Here is a 25,089-nt window from a genome sequence, read left to right as displayed (position 1 = left end):
TCTCTGCGAGTGCCCACACAGATTGTCTGATAATTTGTTAAAGAGCAGTGCAACAATTGCTGCCGTTTCCGGTCTTCTGCGTTGTTGCGAGGAGGCGTATATTACGTTATTCCTCTGAAGAGTCAAGAGTTTTTTCAAACTTTTTTCTTTTCTCTTCACTGTCCTTCGTGGCTGTTGTCAGCTCATCGTCGGTCAGTGGATGCGCATTATAGGGAGATCTCGGATTAGCGCAAGTGTTTTTTTAAAATAATTTTCTGTTCGTTCAAAACTCCAACAAGACGTATAAAAACCCCACAACAAAGGCGAAATATCACTCAATTTTAGCAAAATCAGCAGCAAACTCGCTCACTTTATTCCAATCCGTGTACTCTATTTCTTTTGTTCGGTCTGTTTCACCGTTTGTCATCTTCATAATTAACTGGATCATGACTCTATCAATCCATTTATAACGAGGATAAGAAAGCGCACCAGCAAATACGCCGGTCAAGGTTGGCTTCCAAGGTGTCTTCTCTAAAAACTTACGTATATAAGAATTAGTCTCTGGCGTGTTCTTTTCAGCTTTTCTTGCGGTAAGGTTAACGCCGAAGAATGCAGATGGCATGTTATTTAACTGTGAAAGGTGACGAGTAATAAATTTATCGAGAGCTTTATTAAAGTAACCATAACGAATAGAGGCCCCGACTAACACTTTATTATAAGCAGACAAATTTAAATTTTGCTGAACTGCCGTTAAATCTCTTACATCACATTCATAACCATGTTGTCGTAATTCATTCGCAATTTGCGTCATTATTTTTTTTGTTTGACCATCAGTACTACAATACAGCAATAGCGCACTCATACATTACTCCTTGTATTAGGTTAATCACGCCAGAATGTTGGGGTAAATAAAACCAATAGTGTGAAAACTTCAAGTCGTCCAAATAGCATTGTTACGACAAGTATCCATTTTGCGGCTGGATTCATTGTCGTAAAGTTATCCGCGACAATACCTAATCCAGGGCCAAGGTTATTTAACGTTGTTGCAATAGCTGAAAAGGCAGAAAATTCATCGACACCTGTTGCTATCAACAGCATTAAACTAATAATAAAGACCAAAGCATAAGCGGAAAAGAATCCCCATACTGCTTCAATAATACGTTCAGGTAATGCTCTATGACCCAGTTTGATGGTATAAACCGCATTAGGGTGAACAAGACGTTTTAATTCACGATTTCCTTGTAGGAATAAAAGTAAGATACGGATCACTTTTAATCCACCGCCTGTTGATCCCGCACATCCACCTATAAAAGCAGAGCATAGTAATAGAAGAGGCAAAAATGCAGGCCATTGAGCAAAACTGTCTGTTGCAAATCCGGCGGTTGTCGCCATAGAGACAACTTGAAAGAATGCCTGATTGATGGTTATCCACCCTGAGTCGTATACAGAATAAAGCCAAAGAATACCGCTACAGATAATGACTAATCCCAATTGAATGGAGATAAACATACGAAACTCAGGATCTCGCCAATAAATATTAAGACTTCTTCCTGTTAATACTGCAAAGTGCAAACCAAAGTTACAGCCTGAAATTAAAAGAAACACACCAATAATGATGTTAATCGTTGGGCTATTAAAATAGCCAATACTGGCATCGTGAGTAGAAAATCCACCAATTGCAATTGTTGAAAAGCTATGAGAAATAGCATCAAATACATCCATGCCAGCAATCCATAATGCTAAGGCACAAATAATAGTAAGTAAGACATAGATAAGCCAAAGTGCTTTTGCTGTTTCAGCTATTCGTGGTCGCATCTTATTATCTTTCAATGGACCCGGCATTTCTGCACGATATAACTGCATTCCCCCAACACCTAAAAGTGGAAGGATAGCCACAGCTAATACGATAATCCCCATCCCCCCTAACCACTGAAGCATCTGGCGATAAAATAAAATAGCTTTAGGTAGAGAATCAAGCCCGACTAAAGTCGTGGCACCTGTTGTCGTAAGCCCAGAGAACGATTCAAAAAATGCATCGGTAATAGAGAGGTGAGGTTGCTCAGAAAAAATAAACGGTAATGCCCCTACACTGCCCAACACAGTCCAAAATAAAACCACAATAAGAAAGCCTTCTTTAGGTTTAAGATCACTCTTCTTATTTCGGTTAGGGATCCACAGCATTAATCCAATAATCAATGCAACAATAAATGTTTGGCTAAATGCACGCCCTGCGCCATCACGGTATATCAATGCAACAATACCAGGAATGATCATTGTCACAGAGAATAAGATGACAAGCAGTCCGACAATACGGGTTATTGAACGAAAATGCATTTAGCGATTTCCTTGGTAGCAAAGATTATTCATTTTTATCTAATGGGGTTAGTTGCATGCTGCCACGACTTATATCACGTAACTTAACTTCCACTTCACCACTATGCACGGCAGGCAATGAAAGGATAAAAGTAACTTTATCAGTATATTCACTTGAGAGTATTTGCCCTTGATATTGTTCAACGACTTGCTCAAGTAATGAAATCAGTGAATATTCACATTCCACGATAAAGTGTAATTGTGGCACTTTTGTTTTTGTGGGCAACATTTTTAATGCTTGTTGAACACCACTTCCATATGCACGAACTAACCCGCCAGTTCCTAATTTGATCCCGCCGAAATAACGAACAACGACAGCGGTAACTTCCCCCATTCCACTTCCTAAAAGAGGGGCAAGAATAGGCTTTCCCGCAGTACCCGTTGGCTCGCCATCATCAGAAAAACCTAATTGTTGTGAATCATCAGGTCTTCCCGCAACAAATGCCCAACAGTGATGTCGGGCATCAGGAAATTGCGCTTTGATAGATTGAATATAAGCTTTTGCTGCATCAATGCCTTCAGTGTGAGCAATAAATGTAATAAAACGGCTCTTTTTTATTTCTTCACTGAACTCTACCGTTTCAGCGGGGATCAAATACGCTTTCATCAGGCTAAATGTAAGTCTCTAGTCATATTTTCAATTTTGCTGTCATGGATAATAATATTATCTTCAATACGAATGCCACCAAAGGGTTTGAAATGTTCAATCAGTTTCCAATTAAAATGGGTACTGTATTTTCCTTCTTTCCAAGGCGCTAACAGAGAATCAATAAAGTAGAATCCAGGCTCAATGGTTAACACCATTCTAGGTTCAACAATACGTGTACAGCGTAAGAATGGGTACATTGCAGGAGCCGCTAAATGAGTACCTTTATCATCCTGCATAAATCCAGCTGCGTCATGGACTTGTAAACCTAAAGCATGACCTAAACCATGAGGTAAAAATGGGGTAGTTAACCCTGCGCTTACCATCTCTTCTTCAGTAACACCTTTTATAATGCCATATTTATTGAGTAATCCAGCAATACGTTGGTGCATTTGAACATGATATTCAGTGTAACGCACACCCGCTTTCATGGAAGCAATTAACGCTTGTTGTGCATCATTCATATCTTTAACTAAAGAGGTAAATTCATGATTCTCTTTAGCACTATAAGTCCGAGTAATATCAGCTGCATAGCCATTATATGCTGCACCTGCATCAATCAGAAAACTACGGTATTCGTCAGGTGATTCGTGGTCTAACTTGGTGTAATGCAATACAGCAGCATGCTCATTTAATGCGACGATATTGCCATAAGGAACATCGGTATCACGATGGCCTGTCGCCATTAAATACGCCATATTTATATCAAACTCACTTAATCCTGCTTGGAAAGCTTCGCGAGCCGCGATATGTCCATTTACTGCCATCTTTTGAGCTTCACGCATACAAGCTAATTCATAGTCTGTTTTATAGGCACGATAGTAATGATAATAATTAAGTAGAGATTGATTATTAACATTATCAATACTCACACCTAATGATTCAGCTCGTTGCGTATTCGGGCCTATATAGGCTGTATTTTTATTAATATAAGGGGCAAGTTCTTTTTGAATATCTTCAGCATTTTTGAGATGAATAAGCTCAATTTCATGCGTCCAATAACTATTTGGCAACGCTTCAACACTATGCCAATAGTCAACTGGAGAATAAAACCATAGTTTTGGTTTATTAACACCATCAACATATAACCAGCAATGAGGTACGTCCGTTACAGGTACCCAAGCTTTAAAGTGTGCGTTCACTTTAAACGGATAATCGCAATCATCAAGAAAAACGCGAATCGGCTCTCCAGAATGAATTAATATGGAATCAAGATGGTGTTTGGATAAAGCATCACGAGTACGATTTTGTAGAGTTTTGATATGTTCTTGGTACAGAGAGAGCAATTTTTCCATTATTAATGACCTTATCTTATTCATTGTTAATAATTCAGCTTAACACGCCAACTCTTTTACTGGCTAACATCATAACAAAAATAGATTATTACCGATTTATTTCGCTCTTTTTTATCAAACAAAGCAACAGGATAAAATTCAATAAGTTGAATAATTTTCGTGTGATCACCTTAGCAATTTTTTAATCAAGTATTTGCATTTATTTAACATAGTATTCACACTCTTAATATCTGGTCATACCAGTCTATACTTTTAGGGAGAATACAAATGCTCTATCAAAGCGAAAATATTCAAGTCGATTGGGTAAAACAAGGCATTGTTGAACTCGTTTTTAACGCCAAAGGTTCTATTAATAAATTAGATACCAAAACCGTTGCAATGCTAAGCGAAGCGTTAGCCGTATTAGAAGCAACACAAGATCTAAAAGGTGTTATTTTACGTTCTGAAAAACCTGCCTTTATTGTCGGCGCTGACATCACTGAATTTTTATCCCTATTTGATGCCCCTGAAGAAGAATTGACTCAGTGGCTACATTTTTCTAATCAAATCTTTAATCGACTCGAAGATTTACCCGTTCCCACCGTCTCTGCTATCAATGGTTATGCTCTTGGTGGGGGCTGTGAATGCGTACTTGCTACGGATTTCCGTATTGCATCCTCTGATTTACGTATCGGTCTTCCTGAAACAAAACTTGGGATCATGCCGGGATTTGGTGGCTCGGTACGTCTTCCTCGGTTGATTGGTGTTGATAATGCATTAGAAATTATTACCGCAGGTAAAGATATTGATGCCCAAACAGCACTTAAAAATGGATTAATTCAAGCCGTTGTACCACTAGAAAATTTAAAAGAGAGCGCGGTCTTACTTATAGAACAAGCGATTGATGGCAAGATTGATTGGAAAGCGGCACGCCATCCAAAAACAGCACCATTAAGGCTAACAGAGCTTGAACATAAAATGTCTTTTAGTGTCGCTAAAGGCATGGTAATGAAAGTGGCAGGACCCCATTATCCTGCACCTATTACTGCAGTTAAGACCATAGAAAAAGCCGCATTCCTAAATAGAGATGAGGCACTGGCTCTTGAAACTGAAAACTTTATCAAGCTCACACGTACTGATGTTGCAAAAGCCCTCGTAGGCATTTTCCTCAATGATCAGTATGTCAAAAGTATTACAAAAAAACGTCAAGCAGAATTACCAAAACAAGCCGCTGTCTTAGGGGCTGGCATTATGGGCGGTGGGATTTCCTATCAGTCTGCCTTAAAAGGTATTCCGGTTATTATGAAAGATATTAACCAAAAATCCCTTGAGCTTGGCATGAATGAAGCGCTAGGTTTGTTGCAAAAACGCCAAGAAAAAGGTCGAATGAGTGCCGTTGATATGGCAAAAACGCTCGCCTCAATTCAACCAACATTGAATTATGCCTCGGTCAGTGATGCAGATGTTGTGGTTGAAGCTGTGGTCGAAAATCCTAAAGTAAAAGCTGCGGTACTGGCTGAAACAGAAGCACTATTAGCTGATAACGCGGTTCTTGCTTCAAATACTTCCACTATTCCTATTTCGCTGCTCGCAAAAACCTTAAAACGTCCTGAAAATTTCTGTGGTATGCATTTCTTTAACCCCGTTCATCGCATGCCCCTGGTTGAAATTATTAAAGGTGAAAAAACCAGTGAAGAGACAATTAACCGCATTGTGAGTTATGCCAGCCGAATGGGTAAAACACCTATTATTGTGAATGATTGCCCTGGTTTCTTTGTCAATCGTGTCCTGTTTCCTTATTTCGCAGGGTTCTCTTTATTATTAAGAGATGGTGCTGATTTTATTGCCATTGATAAAGTGATGGAAAAGGTATTTGGCTGGCCTATGGGCCCAGCTTATTTACTTGATGTTGTTGGTATTGATACCGCAAATCACGCACAAGCCGTCATGGCTAAAGGCTTTCCTGACAGAATGGGAACTATTGAGCGAGATGCTATCGCGCTGTTATATGAACAACAGCGATATGGGCAGAAGAATAATCATGGTTTCTATAATTACGCTGTTGATAAACGAGGTAAAAAACAGAAATCAGTTGATAGTCAAATTCAAACACTTATCCAACAAAATGTGGGAAAAGCACAAGAATTTAGCCAAGATGCGATTATTGCTCGCATGATGATCCCCATGATCTATGAAGTTGTTCGTTGCTTAGATGAAGGTATTATTGCCTCACCTGCTGAGGCCGATATTGCATTAGTCTATGGCTTAGGCTTTCCTCCTTTCCGAGGTGGCGTATTCCGTTATCTTGATACCATCGGATTAACAAAATTTGTTGCAGATGCTCAGCAATACGCATCATTAGGGCCACTCTATCAACTCCCTGAAAGTTTAAAACAGAAAGCACAACGCAACGAAACCTATTATCCAAAGCCCGCAAAAGTAGATGTTAACATCAGAGAACTCGCTTAAGGAGAGATGAAATGGAAAAGGTTGTCATAATTGATGGTATTCGTACTCCAATGGGACGCTCAAAAGGCGGAGCCTTCCGCCATGTCAGAGCGGAAAATCTCTCTGCTCACCTGATGCAAGCGCTACTAAAACGTAACCCGAATATTAATCCTAATGATATCGGTGATGTTATTTGGGGTTGTGTACAGCAAACTTTAGAGCAAGGTTTCAATATTGCACGTAACGCGGCGTTATTAGCTGAACTTCCACACAAAGTTCCCGCTGTCACCGTTAACCGGTTATGTGGTTCATCAATGCAAGCATTACATGATGGCGCACGACAAATTATGCTAGGTGATAGCCAAGTCGCATTAATTGGTGGCGTTGAGCATATGGGGCATGTGCCGATGACTTACAATGCAGACTTTAATCCATCACTTAACCTTTCTGTTGCTAAAGCCTCATTTTCAATGGGTTTAACGGCAGAAATGCTAGCAAAATCATTCCAAATTTCACGTGAAGAACAAGATAAATTTGCTTTTCGTTCTCACCATTTAGCCGCTCTTGCAACACAGCAAGGTTATTTTGATAACGAGATCATGCCTATTAATGGCCATGATGCTACGGGAAATTTTATCAATATAAAAAATGATGAAGTGATTCGTTATAATCCAAGTCTTGATGAATTAGCCCAGCTTAAACCCGTATTTGACCCAATCACGGGTTCTGTTACCGCAGGTAACTCATCTGCAGTTTCTGATGGTGCATCAGCCATGTTTATTACTAGTGAACGTTATGCTAAAGAGCACAATCTAAAACCTCGCGCGGTTATTCGTGCTATGGCGGTCACTGGGTGTGACCCTGCAATTATGGGTTATGGCCCCGTACCTGCCACTGAAATTGCATTAAAAAAAGCAGGATTAACATTAGGGGATATTGATATTTTCGAGCTAAATGAGGCTTTTGCAGCACAATCATTGGCTTGCATGAAGAAAATGAACTTACTTGATAACATAGATAACAAGATTAATTTAAACGGGGGTGCCATTGCGTTAGGACATCCTTTAGGTTGCTCCGGTTCACGAATAACCACATCGCTACTAAATATTATGGAACGAAAAGACGCACAATTTGGCTTAGCGACAATGTGTATTGGATTAGGACAAGGGATCGCAACGATAATAGAACGAGTTTAATGCATTACTCTTTTTGATTGCATGGTTAGAAACCATTTTCCCGCCGTCAGGGGCGGGTTTTTTTATGGCGTTAACAACAAAAGTCATAACAAGCGACTAAGGCGTTATCAGATAAATTCAAAGGCATCACTAAATAAACGGGTTTTATCTGCATTACGTTCATGACAAAAACGGTCTCTAGCTATTTTCGCCATTTCAAAACGTCCTGCGATATAAATATCGTATTCTGATAAATCACCAAAATCTTCGCTTATTGCTGTTAATACTGTTCCTTTTCTTCCTCGCCACGCCTCATCAGGTTGCTCAACAACAGGAATAACTGATAAGGATGGATACAATTCTGATAACTCTTGTAATTCATTGAGGTCATAAAGATGAACACTTTCTCTTCCCCCCCAATAAAGAGTAATCGGTCGCTCTGGGTTTTCTGCTAATGCAGCTAATAAAATAGAATGAGTATAAGAAAACCCTGTACCGCCAGCAATTAACAGTAATGGGCGTTGACTCTCTTTTCTAAACCACGCGTTTCCATGAGGAACATCAATGGTGAGTTGCTGTTTTTCTAGGATAAGATCAAGCACCGCCATCGCGTAAAGATTGAGTTCAGACGCACCAATATGAAGTTCAATAAAGTCTTTATTTTCAGGGGTAGACGCGATAGAAAAGGGACGTTTATCACGCTCATCCATAACGGCTAAAAGATATTGCCCAGCCTGAAAATTAAATTCACCATCAGGTAACAATCTTACCCGATAAACCGTATCTGTCATCGGCTCAACAAGTGAGACTTTACAGTTCAGTATTGCCATGTTCTTCCTCTATTATTATTTAAGAATATCAAGCTGTTCCCAAATAGTATCAACGCGTTGCTTGACTTCATCAGACATCACAATAGGCCTACCCCATTCTCTATCTGTTTCGCCCGGCCATTTATTGGTTGCATCAAGACCCATTTTTGAGCCTAATCCAGAAACAGGTGATGCGAAGTCGAGATAATCAATAGGGGTATTTTCCATCATAATGGTATCTCTTGCGGGATCCATTCTGGTTGTTATAGCCCAAATCACATCTTTCCAATCCCTTGCATTAATATCATCATCGCAAACAATCACAAATTTGGTGTACATAAACTGCCGTAAATAGGACCAAACGCCCATCATTACCCGCTTAGCATGACCTGCATACTGTTTTTTCATGGTCACAACGGCTAAACGATAAGAACACCCTTCTGGAGGAAGATAAAAATCGACAATTTCAGGAAATTGTTTTTGCAATATCGGAACAAGGACTTCATTCAGTGCAACACCTAATACTGCAGGTTCATCAGGTGGGCGTCCTGTATACGTTGAATGATAAATCGCATCTTTACGGCGTGTTAAATGGGTAATGGTAAACACAGGAAAAGAATCGATTTCATTATAATAGCCTGTGTGATCACCGTATGGCCCTTCTGGTGCTAACTCACCGGGTTCAATATACCCTTCAAGAATAATTTCAGCACTTGCAGGTACTTCAAGATCATTAGAAAGACATTTTACAACTTCCGATTTATTACCACGAAGTAAACCGGCAAAAGCATATTCAGACAGTGTGTCTGGTACAGGTGTTACTGCACCTAAAATTGTCGCAGGATCTGCACCTAATGCGACTGAGACAGGGAAACGTTCGCCGGGATGTTTTTGACACCACTCTTGAAAATCTAAAGCACCACCACGATGAGATAACCAACGCATGATAACTTTATTTTTACCTAGCACTTGCTGGCGATAAATACCTAAATTTTGACGCTCTTTTAGTGGGCCACGAGTCACCGTTAATCCCCACGTAATCAAAGGAGCCGCATCCTCAGGCCAACAATGCATAACGGGAAGTTGGGTTAAATCGACCTCATCCCCCGTTAAAACCACCTCTTGGCAAGGGGCTTTACTCAAGCGCTTCGTTGGCATATTTAAAACTTGCTTAAACTTGGGCAGTTTATCAAAAAGATCACGAAAGCCTTTCGGTGGATCGGGTTCTTTTAGAAATGCTAATAATTTGCCGACTTCATGCAAAGCTTTAACATCATCTTGTCCCATTCCCATTGCCACACGCTCGGGTGTACCAAATAAATTGCAAAGCACTGGCATATCAAACCCTTTAGGATTTTCAAATAACAGTGCAGGCCCTCCGGCGCGTAAAGTTCTGTCCGCTATTTCGGTCATTTCAAGGTAGGGATCTATTTCAAAGGTGATACGTTTTAGTTCGCCTTTTTCTTCTAGTAATGAAAGGAAATCTCTTAAATCGCGGTATTTCATCATAATCTTACGAGCCAGTGAGTGAAAGAAAAGAGGGCTATGCCCTCTTTGATACACTATAAGCTAAACGCATAACTCACTAAAATGCAATGCTTTTTATTTGATAGCGTTCACTATACTTATAAACAACGGAATGGAACCCATTCTGAAAGTAATTTAGTATCAAATTGTTCAGGGAAAGTTTTTCCATGTTGAAAGATTTTAAAACCTTCCTTTTTAGCGCTGTAATAATGTAACTCTTCGCCTTGAATATAGAAGTAGCTCCCTTCACGAATAGCCACAACAATCTCTTCAGGATTGATGGCACAAAACTCAGCAATACGCTCATCACGTGTTTCACCCATATGACCACTAATAGAGGCATCAATATAGTGTGGGTTAATTTGTACAGGGAATAAACCTAATGAAGGCATGATAACAGAAGAACGTACTGGCATATCATTAGTCGTACGAATGGTCGGTGTTGCAACGTTACAACCTGCACTCCAACCAATATAAGGAATATTGCGCTCACGAACGGCACGTTGAATTGGAACGACTAATCCTTTTTCATGTAACATTTGGTTTAATAGCCAAGTGTTACCGCCACTCACTAAAATACATTCTGCATTATTAATTGCATCAACTTCTGAATCAAAATGTTCAATACAAGTAACTTCAATACCTAACACTTCAGATAAATCACGCGCACGTTGATCATGATCGGAACGAATAACAGCATAGGCAATTAATACAGCAGAACGAATACCGCGTTTTTTGATCATGCTATCGATATTGTCTTTCGCATAGCTTAACCATCGTGGATCCCCAGCAATTTTTCCGTTACTTAATAAAAAAACTTCCATTACAGAACCTCTTTATAATTATGAACAAAATTCTAAGATAATTATCTTGAAAGCTTTTTCTTATTTTTACCATCACTTTTTTATCAACTTGTTACCTCTATCCGAGATCCAATTGAAACTGATAAAAACAACACCTTTTATTGCGTATAAACACAACTTTCCTTTTCTTTTTCTAGTATAAAATAGCGTTATGCTGTTTTTATTTAATCCCGACAGATGACTGTTACCTTAATTATAAATTTGCTATCATCTTATAAATTAAAATTAACTAACTTATTGTCTCTATTATGAAAAACTGGCACTTGCTGTATTGTAAGCGAGGACAAATCTCTCGCGCTATCGAACACTTAGAACGTCAGCAAGTGGGCTGTTTCACACCTATGGTCACCATAGAAAAAATAATAAGAGGAAAAAGAACAACTGTAACTGAACCGCTTTTTCCTAATTACCTTTTTATTGAGTTTGATCCCGAAATTATTCACACTACAACGATTAATTCAACGCGAGGAGTGAACTCTTTTGTTCGTTTTGGGCGATATCCCGTCACAGTTCCGCAAGATGTTATTGATACACTGCAAATACCACAATCCTCTTCTATTATTTATAGTGAAGAAAATGTACCTCATAGTGGCGACAGTGTGTTAATCACAGAAGGTATTTTTCAAGGGATACAAGCGATATATCAAGAACCTGATGGTGATGCTCGTTCAATTTTGCTTTTGAATATATTAAACAGCGAAGTGAAAAAATCGGTAGGGAATAAAGAATTTAAAAAAGAGACACTCTAGAAAAAGTTAACCCAGCAATTGCTGGGCTAATATCATATTATTTTAGAAAATCGTTCCTAAAATTATTTTTGCTGTTCTGCTTCAGCTTCTGCCTCTGCTTCTTCAGGTTCTTCTTCAGATGCCCTTCTTCCTTTGCCTACATAAAACCGCGATACCATGACACCGATTTCAAACAGTAAGTACATCGGTATTGCTAGTAAGGTTTGAGAGAATACATCTGGTGGTGTCAATATCATACCAACAACAAAGGCACCGACAAGAATATAAGGGCGTTTTTTCTTTAACGCTTCTGGCGTTGTTACACCACTCCAGCACAGTAAAATAATCGCAATAGGCACTTCAAAAGCCGCACCAAACGCCATAAATAGCGTCATAACGAAACTTAAATATTTACTAATGTCTGGAATGAAGTTAACCCCTTCAGGGGTTGTATTAACAAAGAAACCAAATGCAAGAGGGAACACAACAAAATAAGCAAACGCCATACCGAGATAGAATAATACTGTACTTGAAACAAGTAATGGCAGCATTAAGCGGCGTTCGTGTTTATACAATGCTGGTGCGATAAAAGCCCATACCTGATAAAGAATAACAGGCACAGAAGCAAAAACGGATACCATAATAGTCAATTTAATCGGTGTCAAAAAAGTAGAGGCAACATCAGTCGCACTCATATTTGACCCTTTTGGCAACTTATCGATTAATGGAGCCGAGACTAATTGATAGATATCGTTAGAAAAATAAACCAGCGCTAAAAAAACCACTAGAACTGAAACCAAGCTATACATCAAACGCTTGCGTAGTTCTATCAAATGGCTGATCAGCGGTTGGGTATCATTTACTGCCATGTTTTAATGCTCACCATTGACCTGATCAGTTGTTTTTTTCTCTATTGTTACTGTTTTAGTAACAGGAACTTCTGTCTTTGTAACACTTTCTGCCACAGGTTTATGGCTATTAGCATCATCATTAACTTCATCAGCTTCAGCAAGTGCGGCTAAATCAGAAGGTGAAGGTTCCGTAGAGTCGGTTTTTACAGACTGCTCTGTTGTAGAGTCTGGCGTTAATGGTGCCTGATAGGTTTGTTTTAAAGATTGTGCTGCCTCTTTTAACTCATCCATCGATGCTTTCAGCTCTGGCGATAGTGTTTGTAAATTTGCTTTCTCTTCAACTTTCTTCAAGCTCTCTTGGAGTTCTTGAAGTTTTAGCTCTTGAGTTAGTTCATTTTGCACATTCGCAGCCAAAGAGCGTAGCGCCCTTACCCAGCCAGCAATTGTTTTTACTGCTACGGGCAAGCGTTCCGGCCCCAGAAAAACAAGACCGATCACCATGACCAATAGCAGCTGACTAAAACCAATGTCAAACACGGTTTACACCTGCTCTTTGTTTTTGCTCTCAGTTGTAGACTTCTCTTCTGTTGAAGTCTTCTGCGCTAAATTTTTAGTATCAAAATCTGCGTCGTTAGTTGTTTTTTCAGCGTTGTTGGTGTCTTTATCTGCAGCTTCATCACCAATCGCTTTTTTGAAGCCTTTTACTGAAGCACCTAAATCTGAGCCCAATGTGCGCAGTTTATTAGTACCAAATAATAAGACAACGATGACAGCGATGATGAGTAATTGCCAAATGCTAATACCGCCCATTTTATGTTCCTCAACTATTTTCGGGGTTATACTTAATAACAGTGCCCATTATATACAACGAATTCAATATTCGGGAATCTCGAATTCATCTTTTAACTTGCTCAAAGACAAACTTTGATGTGTTTTTATTGTGCATTACCAGATTTAAACCAACCCAAAATCCATGCAAGAAGACCTAAACTGATAAAAACACTGAATAATGTTTTAAAACCAGAAACGAAAAACAGGCTACCGCATAAAAACAGTGTCGTACCTATACCCAATAAAAATAGCGACTGTCTCTGTTTGACTCTTTGCGAACTTATTTGTTCCGTCAATTTGTCTAGTGTTAACTTCATATTTTTATGTTGCTTCAGACTATCATAAACCAATTCAGGTATCTCTGGCATTTTTTCAATCCAGTAAGGTGCCTTACTCTTTATGCCATTGATTAAAGCCGTAATACCAATTTGACTGTGTAACCACTCTTCTAAGAACGGTTTGGCCGTTTTCCATAAATCCAGCTGTGGATATAACTGCCGACCAAGTCCTTCAACATATAGTAAGGTTTTCTGAAGTAGAACTAATTGTGGCTGCACTTCCATATTAAAGCGACGAGCGGTATTGAACAGATTAAGCAACACATGACCAAATGAGATCTCAGAAAGTGGTTTTTCAAAAATAGGCTCACACACTGTCCGAATAGCAAACTCAAAATCTTCAACATTGGTGTCTGCGGGTACCCAGCCTGAATCAACATGCAACTCAGCCACTTTGCGATAATCACGATTAAAGAAAGCTAAGAAATTTTCAGCTAAATAGCGTTTATCTTCTTTATTTAATGAACCAACGATACCGCAATCAATACCAATATAATATGGATTTTCAGGGTGATCATAACTAATAAATACATTACCGGGGTGCATATCAGCATGGAAGAAGCTATCTCTAAACACCTGAGTAAAAAAGACTTTCACACCACGCTCAGCAAGCAACTTCATATTTGTTTTTTGTGCATTCAAAGCATCGATATCTGAAACCGGAATACCATAAATACGTTCCATCACCATCACATTTTCATGGCAATAATCTGAATACACTTCAGGAATATAAAGCATTGAGCTATTTTCAAAATTACGGCGTAATTGAATAGCATTAGCGGCTTCACGAAGTAAATTTAGCTCATCAAGTAATGTTTTTTCGTATTCACGGATCACTTCTTTAGGCCGTAAACGGCGACCGTCAGGTAAAAAAGGTAAGAAATTGGCTAGGCGATACATCAAACGGATATCCGCTTTAATTACAGGCAAAATATCAGGACGGATCACTTTCAATACCACTTCTTTACCATTTTCTTTTAATTTTGCAGTATGAACTTGCGCAATTGATGCTGATGCCAGTGGCGTTTCATCAAAATCATCAAACCATTGGTCAATAGGGCAACCAAATGAGTTTTCAATATATTGTCGTGCTTGTTTACCGTCAAAAGGCGCAACTTTATCTTGTAATAGCGCAAGTTGGTCAGCAATTTGAGGCGGAAAAAGATCACGTCGAGTTGATAACATTTGACCTAGTTTAATCCAAACGGGTCCTAATGTTTGCAATGCGAGTCGTAAGCGTTCACCTAATGGTTTTTCTGAATGGGTATTTTTAATCCAAAAAAATGCTCGGCATCCTAATCTTGCAGGTAAAGTAATTCGATGTTTAGGAATTAATTCATCAAGTCCATAAGATAAAAATACCTGAATAATATAATAGAGGCGCTTTAACTCACTAAGGAGCATTATTTTTTCTCCAATGTGCCTAACCGTTTTTCTAGTTCGGCTGTTTGCTGTGCAAGTTGTTCTATTTCATCATAAAAATGGACTGTTTCTAATGCACTAGGTGCGGTTTTCCACTCTTCAATTAATGTGTCACGTAAATAGTCTTTTTGGTGACTCAAAAGTGAGGAAAATAGTTGAATGCCCTTTCCTGCAACCACAGTCAAACTTTGCGCCGCAATATCACCCATATAAGGTGCTAAATATTGCGCCGGATCCCACTGCGCCATGTCTAATAATGCAGACCAGTTTTGAACAACCTGCATATCACCATCAATAGTAATATCACCACGGTTGATAAGCTCTGACATTTTTTGGCGATCACGTAGTTTAATCAGAGTGAGTAATTTTGTTTTTATCAAACAATCAGTTTCATCATCCCACTGACTTAATACATCAACTTGTTGTTCACTAAAAACTAAGTAGATGGAACGAGGAAACTCATTGATAGAAAGCGCCAAGACTTTGCCCGCAAGACGATTGCGGGCAGGTTTAAGTACATTTTCCTGATATAAAACATGATTCAGCGCCGTTTCCATTGATGCTGTTAGCAGCGGATATAGCACTTGAGAAGCAATATCATGAGAAAAAGTGACTTTTTCCATATCAGAATTTAAATCCTTTGTGTAAAGCAACTACACCACCCGTCATATTGGTATAGGTCACTTGGTCAAATCCAGCATCTTCCATCATACCTTTTAACGTTTCTTGGTCAGGATGCATACGAATAGATTCTGTTAAATAACGATAACTATCAGCATCATTCACAATCACTTGGCCAATCTTCGGTAAGATATGGAAAGAATACGCGTCATAAATCTTGCTTAAAGGTGCCAGTACCGGTTTAGAAAATTCAAGAACTAATAAACGTCCACCTGGTTTTAATACACGGAACATTGAGCGTAGTGCTTTGTTTTTATCCGTTACATTACGTAAGCCAAAAGAGATAGTAATACAATCAAAATGGTTATCAGGAAAAGGTAATTCTTCGGCATTTGCTTGTACATAATTAACATTACCAACAATGCCATGGTCACGTAGTTTTTCACGCCCCATTTTCAGCATAGAGTCGTTAATATCTGCCAGAACAACCTCACCATTTTCACCAACAAGGCGAGAGAACTTAGCCGTTAAATCACCCGTTCCTCCTGCAAGGTCAAGAACACGTTGATTGCGTCTTACACCACTTGCTTCAATGGTATAGCGTTTCCAGATACGGTGAACACCAAAAGACATCAAGTCATTCATTAAATCATATTTAGACGCGACAGAGTGAAAAACCCTTGCAACCATGGTTTGTTTATCATCTTTGTCAACGGTTTGGAAACCAAAATCTGTTGTTTCCTTAGTTTGTTGAGTCATATTATTTGCCCGCTAATTAATCAAAATTTAGTAAATTCAGTACTGGTCTTATTTTAGAAATCGTTATCTCTTTATTTTTAAAATCAATCAGATGACGATTTTTCAATGAGATCATTATCAATCGTTTTTTTTATCTCAACCCCTAAGGATTTGAAGCCTTCCGCTTGACTGATAAGATTTCCGCGACCTTCAGAGAGTTTTTTCATCGCTAATAGATAGCCGGACTGCGCTTTTTGAATACTGTTTCCTAGTCCTTGCATATCATCAACGAAAAGTCTTAATTTGTCATACATTTTAGCCGCCCTGTCCGCAATTTCTTGCGCATTTTGGCTTTGATATTCATAACGCCACAATGCAGCTATTGTACGCAAAGCAACAAGTAAAGTAGATGGCCCGACTAACATAATATTATTCTTCAATGCTTCTTCTAGTAACTCAGGCGAATGGCCTATTGCAACAAGGTAAGCGGGCTCTATCGGTATAAACATTAAAACATAGTCTAAAGACGTCACACCCGGTAGTTTATGATAATCTTTGACACTCAATCCTTTAATATGTGCTTTAATTGAGTTCACATGCGCACAAAGCGCCTGCTTACGTTCATTATCATCATGACTACTAAAATACTTTTCATACGCCACCAGCGACATTTTAGCGTCAATAATAACATCTCGACCATGAGGTAAATGCACGATTACATCAGGTTGATAACGTCCACCATTTTCATGGCGAATACTTACCTGTGTTTCAAACTCATGGCCTTCACGTAATCCTGAAGACTCTAATATACGCGCTAATACAGTTTCGCCCCAGTTACCTTGAACTTTATTATCCCCTTTTAGGGCATTTGTTAAGTTAACGGCATCTTGCGCCATTTTTATATTTAATTGTTGGAGTTGGCGTATTTCATGAACTAAAGTGTGCCGTTCTCTTGCTTCTTGTCCAAAGCCGTCTTGAACTTGTCGTCGAAAACTTTCGAGTTGCTCGCGAAAAGGGGACAATAAATGTGTTAAACCTTGCCGATTCAATTCTTCGGCTTTACGTCCACTTTGCTCAAAAATTCGATTGGCTAAATTTTCAAATTGTGTTGCCAGCCGTTGCTCACTGTTGACTAATAATCGTTGTTTTTCTTCAGCAGATAAACGGCTTTCTTCCCAACGTGTTGTCACTTCTCTTAATTCTGCTTCTTGAGAGGTAATCACTTCTCGTTGAGCGCGTAATTCTTGCTCTAGTTGCTCTATTTGTTGCTGTAAAGAAGGAATAATCACTGTTTTTTCTTGGGCGACAGCAAGTTGAGTGTAATTTTCACGTAGCATAGCGTCTTTATCCGCTAATCGTTGTTGGATAGACCACCAAACAAGTGCGCCACCGACCAGTACACCGCCTAATAAACCAATGATCCCATATAACAACTGAATATCCACTAAAGTGACCTTTTTACTTTCCAGCGGGCTACGTTAAAACGCATAGGTAATATTGTCTAGCAACAATTTATATCGTGACTTGATTTGCGATAAAGGACGCAGTTATCCCACCCATTTCGCAAGCCATTGCAAACCAAAAGCACCAGGTGCCAGAATACCAAATGCCCAAATCATAGCTGATGTTAAATTAGCAATTTGAAAATAACGCTGTGGCATTGCACAAATACCCGCAACTAACGGTACTATGGCTCGAAAAGGCCCAAAAAATCGTCCAATAAATACCCCCCAAATTCCCCAACGATTAAAGAATTGATGGCCTCTAACAAGCGTTTGTGGTGATCGCGAAATTGGCCATAAATTTCTCACGCCATCTTTGTAGTGGAAGCCTATCCAGTACGAAACCCAATCGCCGAAAAAAGCACCTAATGCAGCGGCAAGCCAAATTGGCCAAAAAAACAAGCCACTTTCACCAATTAAAGCGCCTAATCCTAATAGAATGACGGTAGCAGGGATCAACAAAGAAATAAAAGCAAGGGATTCGCCAAAGGCAAGAAAGAACACGATTGGGATAGCCCATATTTCGTGCTCTTTAACAAAGAGTGTAATGGTATGAATGATATCTTGTACTGTCAAAATAGAGGCCTTAAATTCGATTAACTTAAGTAAAATAAAAAGAGACTGATTAACCGAATATAAATCACTTTATTATTCTAGAAAATAGTTTTGTAAGGTATCTCGACTTGCAGCATCTAAACCAATGTCTTTTTCTAACCATGCATCCACACTACCATAATGCTGATGAATGCTGGTTAATGCGGTTTGTAGAAACTCTTCTTGCACAGAATAAACATAAGCAAATTTATCAACAATACTCTTACTCATGGTTTTGGCATGTTCTTCTAAAAGGTAAGCACGATAAGGCGCTAATGTTTCATTAGTCAGTAAATAATCTTCCATTACCACCTCTAAAGAAGCCCCTAATGCAAATAAAACTAAAGCAGAACCAACACCCGTTCTGTCTTTACCCACAGCACAGTGTTGTACTATCCCCCCTTTTTCTGGTTGCTTTAATAATGTAGCCAGTTGTTTATATGCAGGATTGTTAATAGGTAATAATTTATATAGCTGGAACATAAATGCTTTAGCATCAAATTGCTCTAGTATTTCAGGTGTCAGCTTTTCAAGGTTAGCAGAAACTTCTTTCGATAATGGATTCGCAGGTGCATGGTAATATTGCGCACCATCCCAAACACGGTCTGGTTTATCAACTATTTCACCAGTATCGCGATAATCAATGATTTGAAAAAGATTTTTATCAATAAGAAGAGATTGGTCTGTATGGGTTAATCTATCTAATGAGCCCGAACGAAAGAGCACACCGGGTTTAATAATACCGCCATTACTCAGTTTTTTACCGCCTAAATCACGAAAGTTAATTCCGCCAACTAAAGGCAATACCGAAGGATGTGTTTGTAAGATATCAGTCATAAGGCCTCTTCTCATTGTTGTATTGTTAAGACCTCCAAGACCTTAACAGAAATCAGCGTCTGTTAATACATTAACATGATGAATTACCATACAAAAAAAGCCCTCAATACTTATGTATTAAGGGCTTTCATATTTGATTAAAAAAAACTTATTTCATTAAAATGCGAGCAGCTTCGATAACGATGCCCAATGCATTATTTTCAGTTTTCTTCAGTAATTCCGCATCTGGAATTTCTTGCTGAGTACGGTTTACGATAACCCCCGCAACCATACCTGCACGTAAACCTTGGCTTGCACACATTGTCAATAATGTTGCAGATTCCATTTCATAGTTCATAACGCCCATTTCTTGCCACTCTTTCATAGAGCCTTTGAAACGGCGAATAACACGACCAGTATAAGTATCGTAACGTTCTTGGCCTGGGTAGAAGGTATCAGACGATGCAGTAACACCTACGTGTACTGTTGAGCCATTGTCTTTAGCCGCTTTGTACAGCGCATTCATACATTCAAAGTCAGAGACGGCTGGGTATTCCATTGGAGCAAAGTGTAAACTTGCGCCATCTAAACGCACTGCCGCAGTGGTAACAAGAATATCACCAACATTGATGTGTTCTTGAATAGCACCTGTTGTACCAATACGTAAGAAGGTACGAATACCTAACTGTGCTAATTCTTCAACAGCAATAGACGTTGATGGACCACCAATACCTGTCGAGCAAACAATGACAGCTTTACCATCAATTTCGCCACGCCATGACGTGTATTCACGTAAAGAGGCCAGATGAACGGGGTTATCCATTAATTTTGCAATTTTTTCAACACGCTTAGGATCACCTGGAACAATTGCTAAAGTGGCACCCTGTAGGTCATTTTTGGTTAAACCTAAGTGAAATACATCAGACATATCGGACTCCTCAATGGGACAAAACCAATGATCATTAAATTAAAAGTTACTGTATCAGTTTTACAGACCTTTTTAGTGACAAACATCACTTAAAAGGCACCAAACAAAGCAACAATTTCATAAAATTGTGACCATAATCACGAAAAATGGCATTCGAAATACATTTTCAGCGAATACATCACCCATATTCGCTTACTTCAATCATTCACGATACTCATACATCCAACCTAATTACTAGTATAGATGCAATAAAAACCCTAGCGAATATAAATACCCAAATACATACTCTAAATAATTCAAGATGTAGCTAGGCGACAAAAGAACGAGTCGCTAGGAGCATACAAGAGTATGTGACTAGCGCGAGAGAATGAAGTCAACAACGCTACGGCTTGAAGTATAACGAGTAAATACTCTAAATAATTCAAGATGTAGCTAAGCGACAAAAGAACGAGTCGCTAGGAGCATACAAGAGTATGTGACTAGTGCGAGAGAATGAAGTCAACAACGCTACGGCTTGAAGTATAACGAGTAAATACTCTAAATAATTCAAGATGTAGCTAGGCGACAAAAGAACGAGTCGTTAGGAGCATACAAGAGTATGTGACTAGTGCGAGAGAATGAAGTCAACAACGCTACGGCTTGAAGTATAACGAGTAGCTTGAAGTATGACGAACATAGCGAGTACACTACCGCCCTTAAAATTAACATCTAAATATGTGGCGAATACATTGTCACTGGAGTGTGCATGAGCTTATTTAACCAAATTGCGAGCCTACTGGGTGGCGAAAAAATCAATCAATATAAAACCGTCCTTGACTGGGTTGAGTCTCAAGGTGGTATTGAAGGCTTAATAAAACAATTTAATACCGCAGGTTTAAGCGAACTGATTCAATCATGGATAAGTACCAATACCAATTTACCGATTAGTGCTGAGCAAATTACTGCTGTTTTTTCATCTCCAGTCATTAATGATCTTGCTGCAAAAATTAATTTGAGTGCAGCAGAAGCCTCGGAAATGGCTGCACAATACTTACCTAAATTAATCGATAAAGTGACACCCGATGGCGTTGTGCCACAAGATTTAGATTTAGTTAGCGCTGGAATGGATATTTTAAAAGCGAAGATTTTTGGTGGCTAAATACATAGCTTTGATAGCATGTATTTAATGAGTTTTCTCTTACATCCCATAAGAGAGAACTCATTACGTTCTTAATAAGAGCTGTTAATAACAATATTTAATTACAATAAACCTTCTTCAATTAACACGTCATGAAAACGTTGTTTCTCTTCTTGTGTTGCTTGAATACGCGCTAAAGGCACATCTAATGCGTAAGGAATATTTTGTTGTGGTGAATAAACAGCTAATACATAAGTATTACCATTTTGCTCAATCACAATAGGCGGTGTTTTCTTGTTTCCTGAATAAGCGATACGAATATCTTTACCTTCCAAATTAATATGATAAGTCGCAATGAATTGTTTATTACTCACCACCATTTTTGCTGGAATTGCGATTAATTTTAGAGGCTGAGCGTCTACTGATAAGAGTGCTTTTCTTACTTTACTCGTCAATATTTGACGATAAATAAAAAAGAACACACTAAAGCCAAATAAGCCGATAAAAATAATAGTGCTAATTAAACGAAGCCAAATATTATCTATCGCCACATCAACGGTCATTTTACTGAGATCATTCCCATCAGCGACAGGTTCAACAAGTACATCTTTTGAACCGATATCTAAGAACGTAAAATTACGCGAAACTTCATTGCCTTTATAACGTAAATCAACACTACAGTTAGTCAAAACAAAGAGTTGAGAGCGACAAGAGCCCTTCACCGTAGCATCAACAGGCACTGCATTCTCACTGATTTTATAATCATAAAGAATATTAGGAATTTGATAAGCACTAAATACGGTCAACGCTAACATAACAATTACTAAAAATAAGGTGCGAAATAGCCCGCCATCTCCTTTTAGTGGAACTAATTTTAACGCTCGTGTTGGAAAAGCATCTAATACTTTATCCGAAAGTTTAATGCTACTTTGCACAATAATAATATCCATACAATTAGAGAGTTTTCGCAGTATAGCAACTCTCAAGAATATCAATAATAAGATTTGCTCTGAGTTTTAAATAATACTTTTATTTTTTATTTTAAATAAAATTAGCCTACTATTTTGATAGTGCACTTATTAAAAGTTACTGGTCAAAAAAAGTAGGCTAATAAGCGAGGTTAATTATTTTATTACACGTTTTGACGTAAATATTTAGCAGCTTCAACCATATTTGCTAATGCTGCGCGGGTTTCAGGCCAACCGCGTGTTTTTAATCCGCAGTCTGGATTTACCCATAAACGCTCAGCTGGAATGCGTGATTGTGCTTTTCTTAATAATCCAACAATCCATTCTACATTTGGCACATTTGGTGAGTGAATATCATAAACACCCGGCCCAATTTCATTCGGATAATCAAAGTGTTCAAAGGCCTCTAAAAGCTCCATATCTGAACGTGATGTTTCAATAGTAATCACGTCTGCATCCAGCGCTGCAATAGAATCCATGATGTCATTAAATTCGCAATAACACATATGCGTGTGGATCTGTGTTTCATCATCAGCAATAGCAGCACTTAATTTAAAAGCATCCACCGCCCAATCAAGGTAAGCCTGCCATTCATCACGGCGTAGTGGTAACCCTTCACGTAATGCTGGCTCATCAATTTGAATAATGCCAATACCCGCTTTTTGTAAATCGTCTACTTCATCACGCAGTGCTAACGCAATTTGTTTTGCAATAGTTTCACGAGTGACATCTTCACGAGGGAAAGACCAACATAAGATAGTCACCGGCCCTGTTAACATGCCCTTGACGGGTTTTTCAGTTAATGATTGTGCGTAAGTAGCCCAATCCACCGTAATGGCTTCAGGACGGCTAATATCACCAATAATCACGGGGGGTTTTACACAACGTGAACCATAACTTTGTACCCAACCATTTTGTGTAAACACATAGCCATCAAAGTGCTCACCAAAATATTCCACCATGTCATTTCGTTCAGCTTCGCCATGCACTAATACATCAAGACCTAGAGTTTCCTGCTCTGATATTGCTTGCTTAATATGTTCACTAATATTTGTACGATAAGCCGCAGTATCAATATTTCCTTTTTTAAAATCGAGGCGCACAGTACGAATTTCTGTTGTTTGTGGGAAGGACCCAATCGTCGTGGTGGGCCATAATGGCAGATTAAATCGTGTACGTTGTACTTCTGCTCGTTGGGTATAAGGTGAATGTCTCTCACTGTCTTGTGCTTTAATGGCGTGTAGACGAGCCGCCACTTTTGCATTATGTACACGAGTAGAATGCTCACGCTGACGAATGGGGGCACTGTATTGTGCTAGTTGATCATCATACTCGCCTTGTGGTGCATTCAACGCTTTCGTTAACAAAGCCACTTCTTCACATTTTTGAACTGCAAAGGCAAACCAGCTTTTTACCTCATCATCAAGTTTAGTTTCTGCCTTTAAATCAATTGGGCTATGCAGTAATGAACATGAAGTCCCAATCCACAATGGCCGTTCACCTTTTAGTGCAACAACTTGCTGATAACGTGTGCTTAAATCTGCTTTCCAAACATTTCGACCATTAATCACACCTAATGACAGCACCCACTCTTTCGGTAAGGTTTGGTGTAAATGTTGCAAATTATCTTGCCCTGCAGAAATATCCACATGAAGTCCATCAACAGGGAGGTTTTTAATCACATCAAGATGATGAGAAATACCATCAAAATAGGTTGTCAGCAATAATTTAGCTTGCCCAGTCAATGCTTGGTAAGCCACTTGGTATGCATTTTGCCATTCAATAGGTAAATCCAGCACCAAAGCAGGTTCATCAATTTGTACCCACTCAATCCCTTTCTCTTTTAAAGAAGAAATAACTTCCTGATAAATAGGTAGAATATCTTTCAGTAGCGTTAATCGATCAAATTCAGGGCCTTTCACTTTGCCTAACCATAAGTAAGTCACAGGGCCAAGTAAAACAGGTTTTACTTTATGGCCTAATGCTAATGCTTCATCGACTTCTTCTAATAATTCTTTCCAAGCGAAAGAAAATGATTGGCCTTGTTGGAACTCGGGTACGATATAGTGATAGTTAGTATTAAACCATTTCGTCATTTCAGACGCAGCCGCAGGTTTACCCGTCGGCGCTCTACCCCGAGCAACCCTAAATAAGGTATCGAGATCTAATGAGCCCTCTTCATTACGATGACGAGGCGGTACGTTACCTAACAGTAAACTTGTGCCCAATACTTGGTCATACCAAGCAAAATCACCAACAGGCAATAATTCAACACCCGCATCAGCTTGCTGCTGCCAGTGACGAGCACGAAGCGCTTTGCCTACTGCAATAAGTTCTTCTTGTGAAATCTTACCTGCCCAATAATTTTCTTGCGCCTTTTTTAGCTCTCTATCCAAGCCAATACGAGGGAAACCCAGTGTGTGATTGCGAATTGTCATTATTAAAATCCTATATTTAGCCGTCTAGATGTTTACACATCCATAATCTACAGGTAGTGTATAAATCACAAGCGCAAATTTTTCATCCACAACCTGAAGGTTT

The 25,089-nt window shown here is 39.0% G+C and carries 23 protein-coding genes; 4 read left to right on the top strand and 19 right to left on the bottom strand.

Annotated elements, in window-relative coordinates; genetic code table 11:
* Positions 1-310: 310 nt before the first annotated feature.
* The 4 genes from hemG to pepQ are packed head-to-tail and all read right to left on the bottom strand — an operon-like array spanning position 311 to position 4,293.
* Positions 311-841: a menaquinone-dependent protoporphyrinogen IX dehydrogenase gene (gene hemG / locus INT04_RS08920; RefSeq protein ID WP_193015777.1), complete on the bottom strand. Its 531-nt coding sequence runs from the start codon at positions 839-841 to the stop codon at positions 311-313.
* A 20-nt stretch (positions 842-861) separates the two neighbouring features.
* Positions 862-2,313, bottom strand: a complete 1,452-nt coding sequence (gene trkH / locus INT04_RS08915) for a Trk system potassium transporter TrkH (protein ID WP_193015776.1) — start codon at positions 2,311-2,313, stop codon at positions 862-864.
* 25 nt (positions 2,314-2,338) lie between these two features.
* Complete coding sequence (locus tag INT04_RS08910; RefSeq protein WP_193015775.1) at positions 2,339-2,959, bottom strand: IMPACT family protein; 621 nt, start codon at positions 2,957-2,959, stop codon at positions 2,339-2,341.
* Positions 2,959-4,293 (bottom strand): Xaa-Pro dipeptidase, encoded by a 1,335-nt coding sequence (gene pepQ, locus INT04_RS08905; RefSeq protein WP_193015774.1) that lies wholly within the window; start codon positions 4,291-4,293, stop codon positions 2,959-2,961. Before pepQ ends, INT04_RS08910 begins: the two co-directional genes overlap by 1 nt.
* Before the next feature lie 267 nt (positions 4,294-4,560).
* Here pepQ and fadB point away from each other — a divergent pair, with 267 nt between their 5' ends.
* A complete protein-coding gene (gene fadB, locus INT04_RS08900; protein ID WP_193015773.1) occupies positions 4,561-6,741 on the top strand; it encodes a fatty acid oxidation complex subunit alpha FadB in 2,181 nt (726 codons plus the stop codon).
* Positions 6,742-6,752: 11 nt separating this feature from the next.
* A complete protein-coding gene (fadA, locus tag INT04_RS08895; protein ID WP_193015772.1) occupies positions 6,753-7,916 on the top strand; it encodes an acetyl-CoA C-acyltransferase FadA in 1,164 nt (387 codons plus the stop codon).
* A gap of 107 nt (positions 7,917-8,023) precedes the next feature.
* On the opposite strand, the gene fre is transcribed toward fadA, so the two are convergent.
* From fre to pepE, 3 genes are all read right to left on the bottom strand, one after another.
* Entirely contained in the window at positions 8,024-8,725 is a 702-nt protein-coding gene (fre, locus tag INT04_RS08890) for an NAD(P)H-flavin reductase (RefSeq protein WP_193015771.1), read from the bottom strand.
* A 15-nt stretch (positions 8,726-8,740) separates the two neighbouring features.
* Positions 8,741-10,210, bottom strand: a complete 1,470-nt coding sequence (gene ubiD / locus INT04_RS08885) for a 4-hydroxy-3-polyprenylbenzoate decarboxylase (RefSeq protein WP_193015786.1) — start codon at positions 10,208-10,210, stop codon at positions 8,741-8,743.
* 119 nt (positions 10,211-10,329) lie between these two features.
* Entirely contained in the window at positions 10,330-11,055 is a 726-nt protein-coding gene (gene pepE / locus INT04_RS08880) for a dipeptidase PepE (protein ID WP_193015770.1), read from the bottom strand.
* 287 nt (positions 11,056-11,342) lie between these two features.
* Between pepE and rfaH the strand changes: the two genes are divergently transcribed.
* Positions 11,343-11,843 carry a transcription/translation regulatory transformer protein RfaH gene (rfaH, locus tag INT04_RS08875; RefSeq protein WP_193015769.1) on the top strand — a complete coding sequence of 167 codons (501 nt, stop codon included), beginning with the start codon at positions 11,343-11,345 and terminating at the stop codon, positions 11,841-11,843.
* 62 nt (positions 11,844-11,905) lie between these two features.
* On the opposite strand, the gene tatC is transcribed toward rfaH, so the two are convergent.
* The 10 genes from tatC to udp form a co-directional block, all read right to left on the bottom strand.
* A complete protein-coding gene (tatC, locus tag INT04_RS08870) occupies positions 11,906-12,691 on the bottom strand; it encodes a Sec-independent protein translocase subunit TatC (protein ID WP_193015768.1) in 786 nt (261 codons plus the stop codon).
* A 3-nt stretch (positions 12,692-12,694) separates the two neighbouring features.
* A complete protein-coding gene (tatB, locus tag INT04_RS08865; RefSeq protein ID WP_193015767.1) occupies positions 12,695-13,210 on the bottom strand; it encodes a Sec-independent protein translocase protein TatB in 516 nt (171 codons plus the stop codon).
* Between the two features lie 3 nt (positions 13,211-13,213).
* A complete protein-coding gene (tatA, locus tag INT04_RS08860; RefSeq protein ID WP_193015766.1) occupies positions 13,214-13,483 on the bottom strand; it encodes a twin-arginine translocase TatA/TatE family subunit in 270 nt (89 codons plus the stop codon).
* Between the two features lie 125 nt (positions 13,484-13,608).
* Complete coding sequence (ubiB, locus tag INT04_RS08855; RefSeq protein ID WP_193015765.1) at positions 13,609-15,246, bottom strand: ubiquinone biosynthesis regulatory protein kinase UbiB; 1,638 nt, start codon at positions 15,244-15,246, stop codon at positions 13,609-13,611.
* On the bottom strand, positions 15,246-15,887 hold the full coding sequence (locus tag INT04_RS08850; protein WP_193015764.1) for an SCP2 domain-containing protein: 642 nt from the start codon (positions 15,885-15,887) through the stop codon (positions 15,246-15,248). The genes ubiB and INT04_RS08850 overlap by 1 nt, the downstream gene beginning before the upstream one ends.
* 1 nt (position 15,888) lies before the next feature.
* Entirely contained in the window at positions 15,889-16,644 is a 756-nt protein-coding gene (gene ubiE, locus INT04_RS08845) for a bifunctional demethylmenaquinone methyltransferase/2-methoxy-6-polyprenyl-1,4-benzoquinol methylase UbiE (protein ID WP_193015763.1), read from the bottom strand.
* Between the two features lie 83 nt (positions 16,645-16,727).
* Positions 16,728-18,068, bottom strand: a complete 1,341-nt coding sequence (gene rmuC / locus INT04_RS08840; RefSeq protein WP_193015762.1) for a DNA recombination protein RmuC — start codon at positions 18,066-18,068, stop codon at positions 16,728-16,730.
* 102 nt (positions 18,069-18,170) lie between these two features.
* Entirely contained in the window at positions 18,171-18,701 is a 531-nt protein-coding gene (locus INT04_RS08835; RefSeq protein ID WP_193015761.1) for a DedA family protein, read from the bottom strand.
* A 72-nt stretch (positions 18,702-18,773) separates the two neighbouring features.
* Positions 18,774-19,556, bottom strand: coding sequence for a tyrosine-protein phosphatase (locus INT04_RS08830; protein ID WP_193015760.1), 783 nt, complete (start codon positions 19,554-19,556; stop codon positions 18,774-18,776).
* A gap of 148 nt (positions 19,557-19,704) precedes the next feature.
* Positions 19,705-20,463 (bottom strand): uridine phosphorylase, encoded by a 759-nt coding sequence (udp, locus tag INT04_RS08825; RefSeq protein WP_193015759.1) that lies wholly within the window; start codon positions 20,461-20,463, stop codon positions 19,705-19,707.
* Between the two features lie 745 nt (positions 20,464-21,208).
* Between udp and INT04_RS08820 the strand changes: the two genes are divergently transcribed.
* Positions 21,209-21,601, top strand: a complete 393-nt coding sequence (locus INT04_RS08820; protein WP_193015758.1) for a YidB family protein — start codon at positions 21,209-21,211, stop codon at positions 21,599-21,601.
* Positions 21,602-21,702: 101 nt separating this feature from the next.
* Here INT04_RS08820 and INT04_RS08815 read toward each other — a convergent pair whose 3' ends face one another.
* Both INT04_RS08815 and metE read right to left on the bottom strand, forming a co-directional pair.
* Complete coding sequence (locus INT04_RS08815) at positions 21,703-22,530, bottom strand: hypothetical protein (RefSeq protein WP_193015757.1); 828 nt, start codon at positions 22,528-22,530, stop codon at positions 21,703-21,705.
* Between the two features lie 182 nt (positions 22,531-22,712).
* Positions 22,713-24,986, bottom strand: coding sequence for a 5-methyltetrahydropteroyltriglutamate--homocysteine S-methyltransferase (gene metE / locus INT04_RS08810; RefSeq protein ID WP_193015756.1), 2,274 nt, complete (start codon positions 24,984-24,986; stop codon positions 22,713-22,715).
* Between the last annotated feature and the right edge of the window lie 103 nt (positions 24,987-25,089).

Source organism: Proteus sp. FME41, from assembly GCF_014897315.1.
Lineage (GTDB): Bacteria > Pseudomonadota > Gammaproteobacteria > Enterobacterales > Enterobacteriaceae > Proteus.
Note: the sequence above shows the minus strand (reverse complement) of the source record. Positions and strands in the feature narration are given on the sequence as shown.

Coding starts and splice junctions, on each gene's coding strand:
- hemG (WP_193015777.1), bottom strand. CDS start 841: ATGAGTGCGCTATTGCTGTATTGTAGTACTGATGGTCAAACAAAAAAA.
- trkH (WP_193015776.1), bottom strand. CDS start 2,313: ATGCATTTTCGTTCAATAACCCGTATTGTCGGACTGCTTGTCATCTTA.
- INT04_RS08910 (WP_193015775.1), bottom strand. CDS start 2,959: ATGAAAGCGTATTTGATCCCCGCTGAAACGGTAGAGTTCAGTGAAGAA.
- pepQ (WP_193015774.1), bottom strand. CDS start 4,293: ATGGAAAAATTGCTCTCTCTGTACCAAGAACATATCAAAACTCTACAA.
- fadB (WP_193015773.1), top strand. CDS start 4,561: ATGCTCTATCAAAGCGAAAATATTCAAGTCGATTGGGTAAAACAAGGC.
- fadA (WP_193015772.1), top strand. CDS start 6,753: ATGGAAAAGGTTGTCATAATTGATGGTATTCGTACTCCAATGGGACGC.
- fre (WP_193015771.1), bottom strand. CDS start 8,725: ATGGCAATACTGAACTGTAAAGTCTCACTTGTTGAGCCGATGACAGAT.
- ubiD (WP_193015786.1), bottom strand. CDS start 10,210: ATGAAATACCGCGATTTAAGAGATTTCCTTTCATTACTAGAAGAAAAA.
- pepE (WP_193015770.1), bottom strand. CDS start 11,055: ATGGAAGTTTTTTTATTAAGTAACGGAAAAATTGCTGGGGATCCACGA.
- rfaH (WP_193015769.1), top strand. CDS start 11,343: ATGAAAAACTGGCACTTGCTGTATTGTAAGCGAGGACAAATCTCTCGC.
- tatC (WP_193015768.1), bottom strand. CDS start 12,691: ATGGCAGTAAATGATACCCAACCGCTGATCAGCCATTTGATAGAACTA.
- tatA (WP_193015766.1), bottom strand. CDS start 13,483: ATGGGCGGTATTAGCATTTGGCAATTACTCATCATCGCTGTCATCGTT.
- ubiB (WP_193015765.1), bottom strand. CDS start 15,246: ATGCTCCTTAGTGAGTTAAAGCGCCTCTATTATATTATTCAGGTATTT.
- INT04_RS08850 (WP_193015764.1), bottom strand. CDS start 15,887: ATGGAAAAAGTCACTTTTTCTCATGATATTGCTTCTCAAGTGCTATAT.
- ubiE (WP_193015763.1), bottom strand. CDS start 16,644: ATGACTCAACAAACTAAGGAAACAACAGATTTTGGTTTCCAAACCGTT.
- INT04_RS08830 (WP_193015760.1), bottom strand. CDS start 19,556: ATGACTGATATCTTACAAACACATCCTTCGGTATTGCCTTTAGTTGGC.
- udp (WP_193015759.1), bottom strand. CDS start 20,463: ATGTCTGATGTATTTCACTTAGGTTTAACCAAAAATGACCTACAGGGT.
- INT04_RS08820 (WP_193015758.1), top strand. CDS start 21,209: ATGAGCTTATTTAACCAAATTGCGAGCCTACTGGGTGGCGAAAAAATC.
- INT04_RS08815 (WP_193015757.1), bottom strand. CDS start 22,530: ATGGATATTATTATTGTGCAAAGTAGCATTAAACTTTCGGATAAAGTA.
- metE (WP_193015756.1), bottom strand. CDS start 24,986: ATGACAATTCGCAATCACACACTGGGTTTCCCTCGTATTGGCTTGGAT.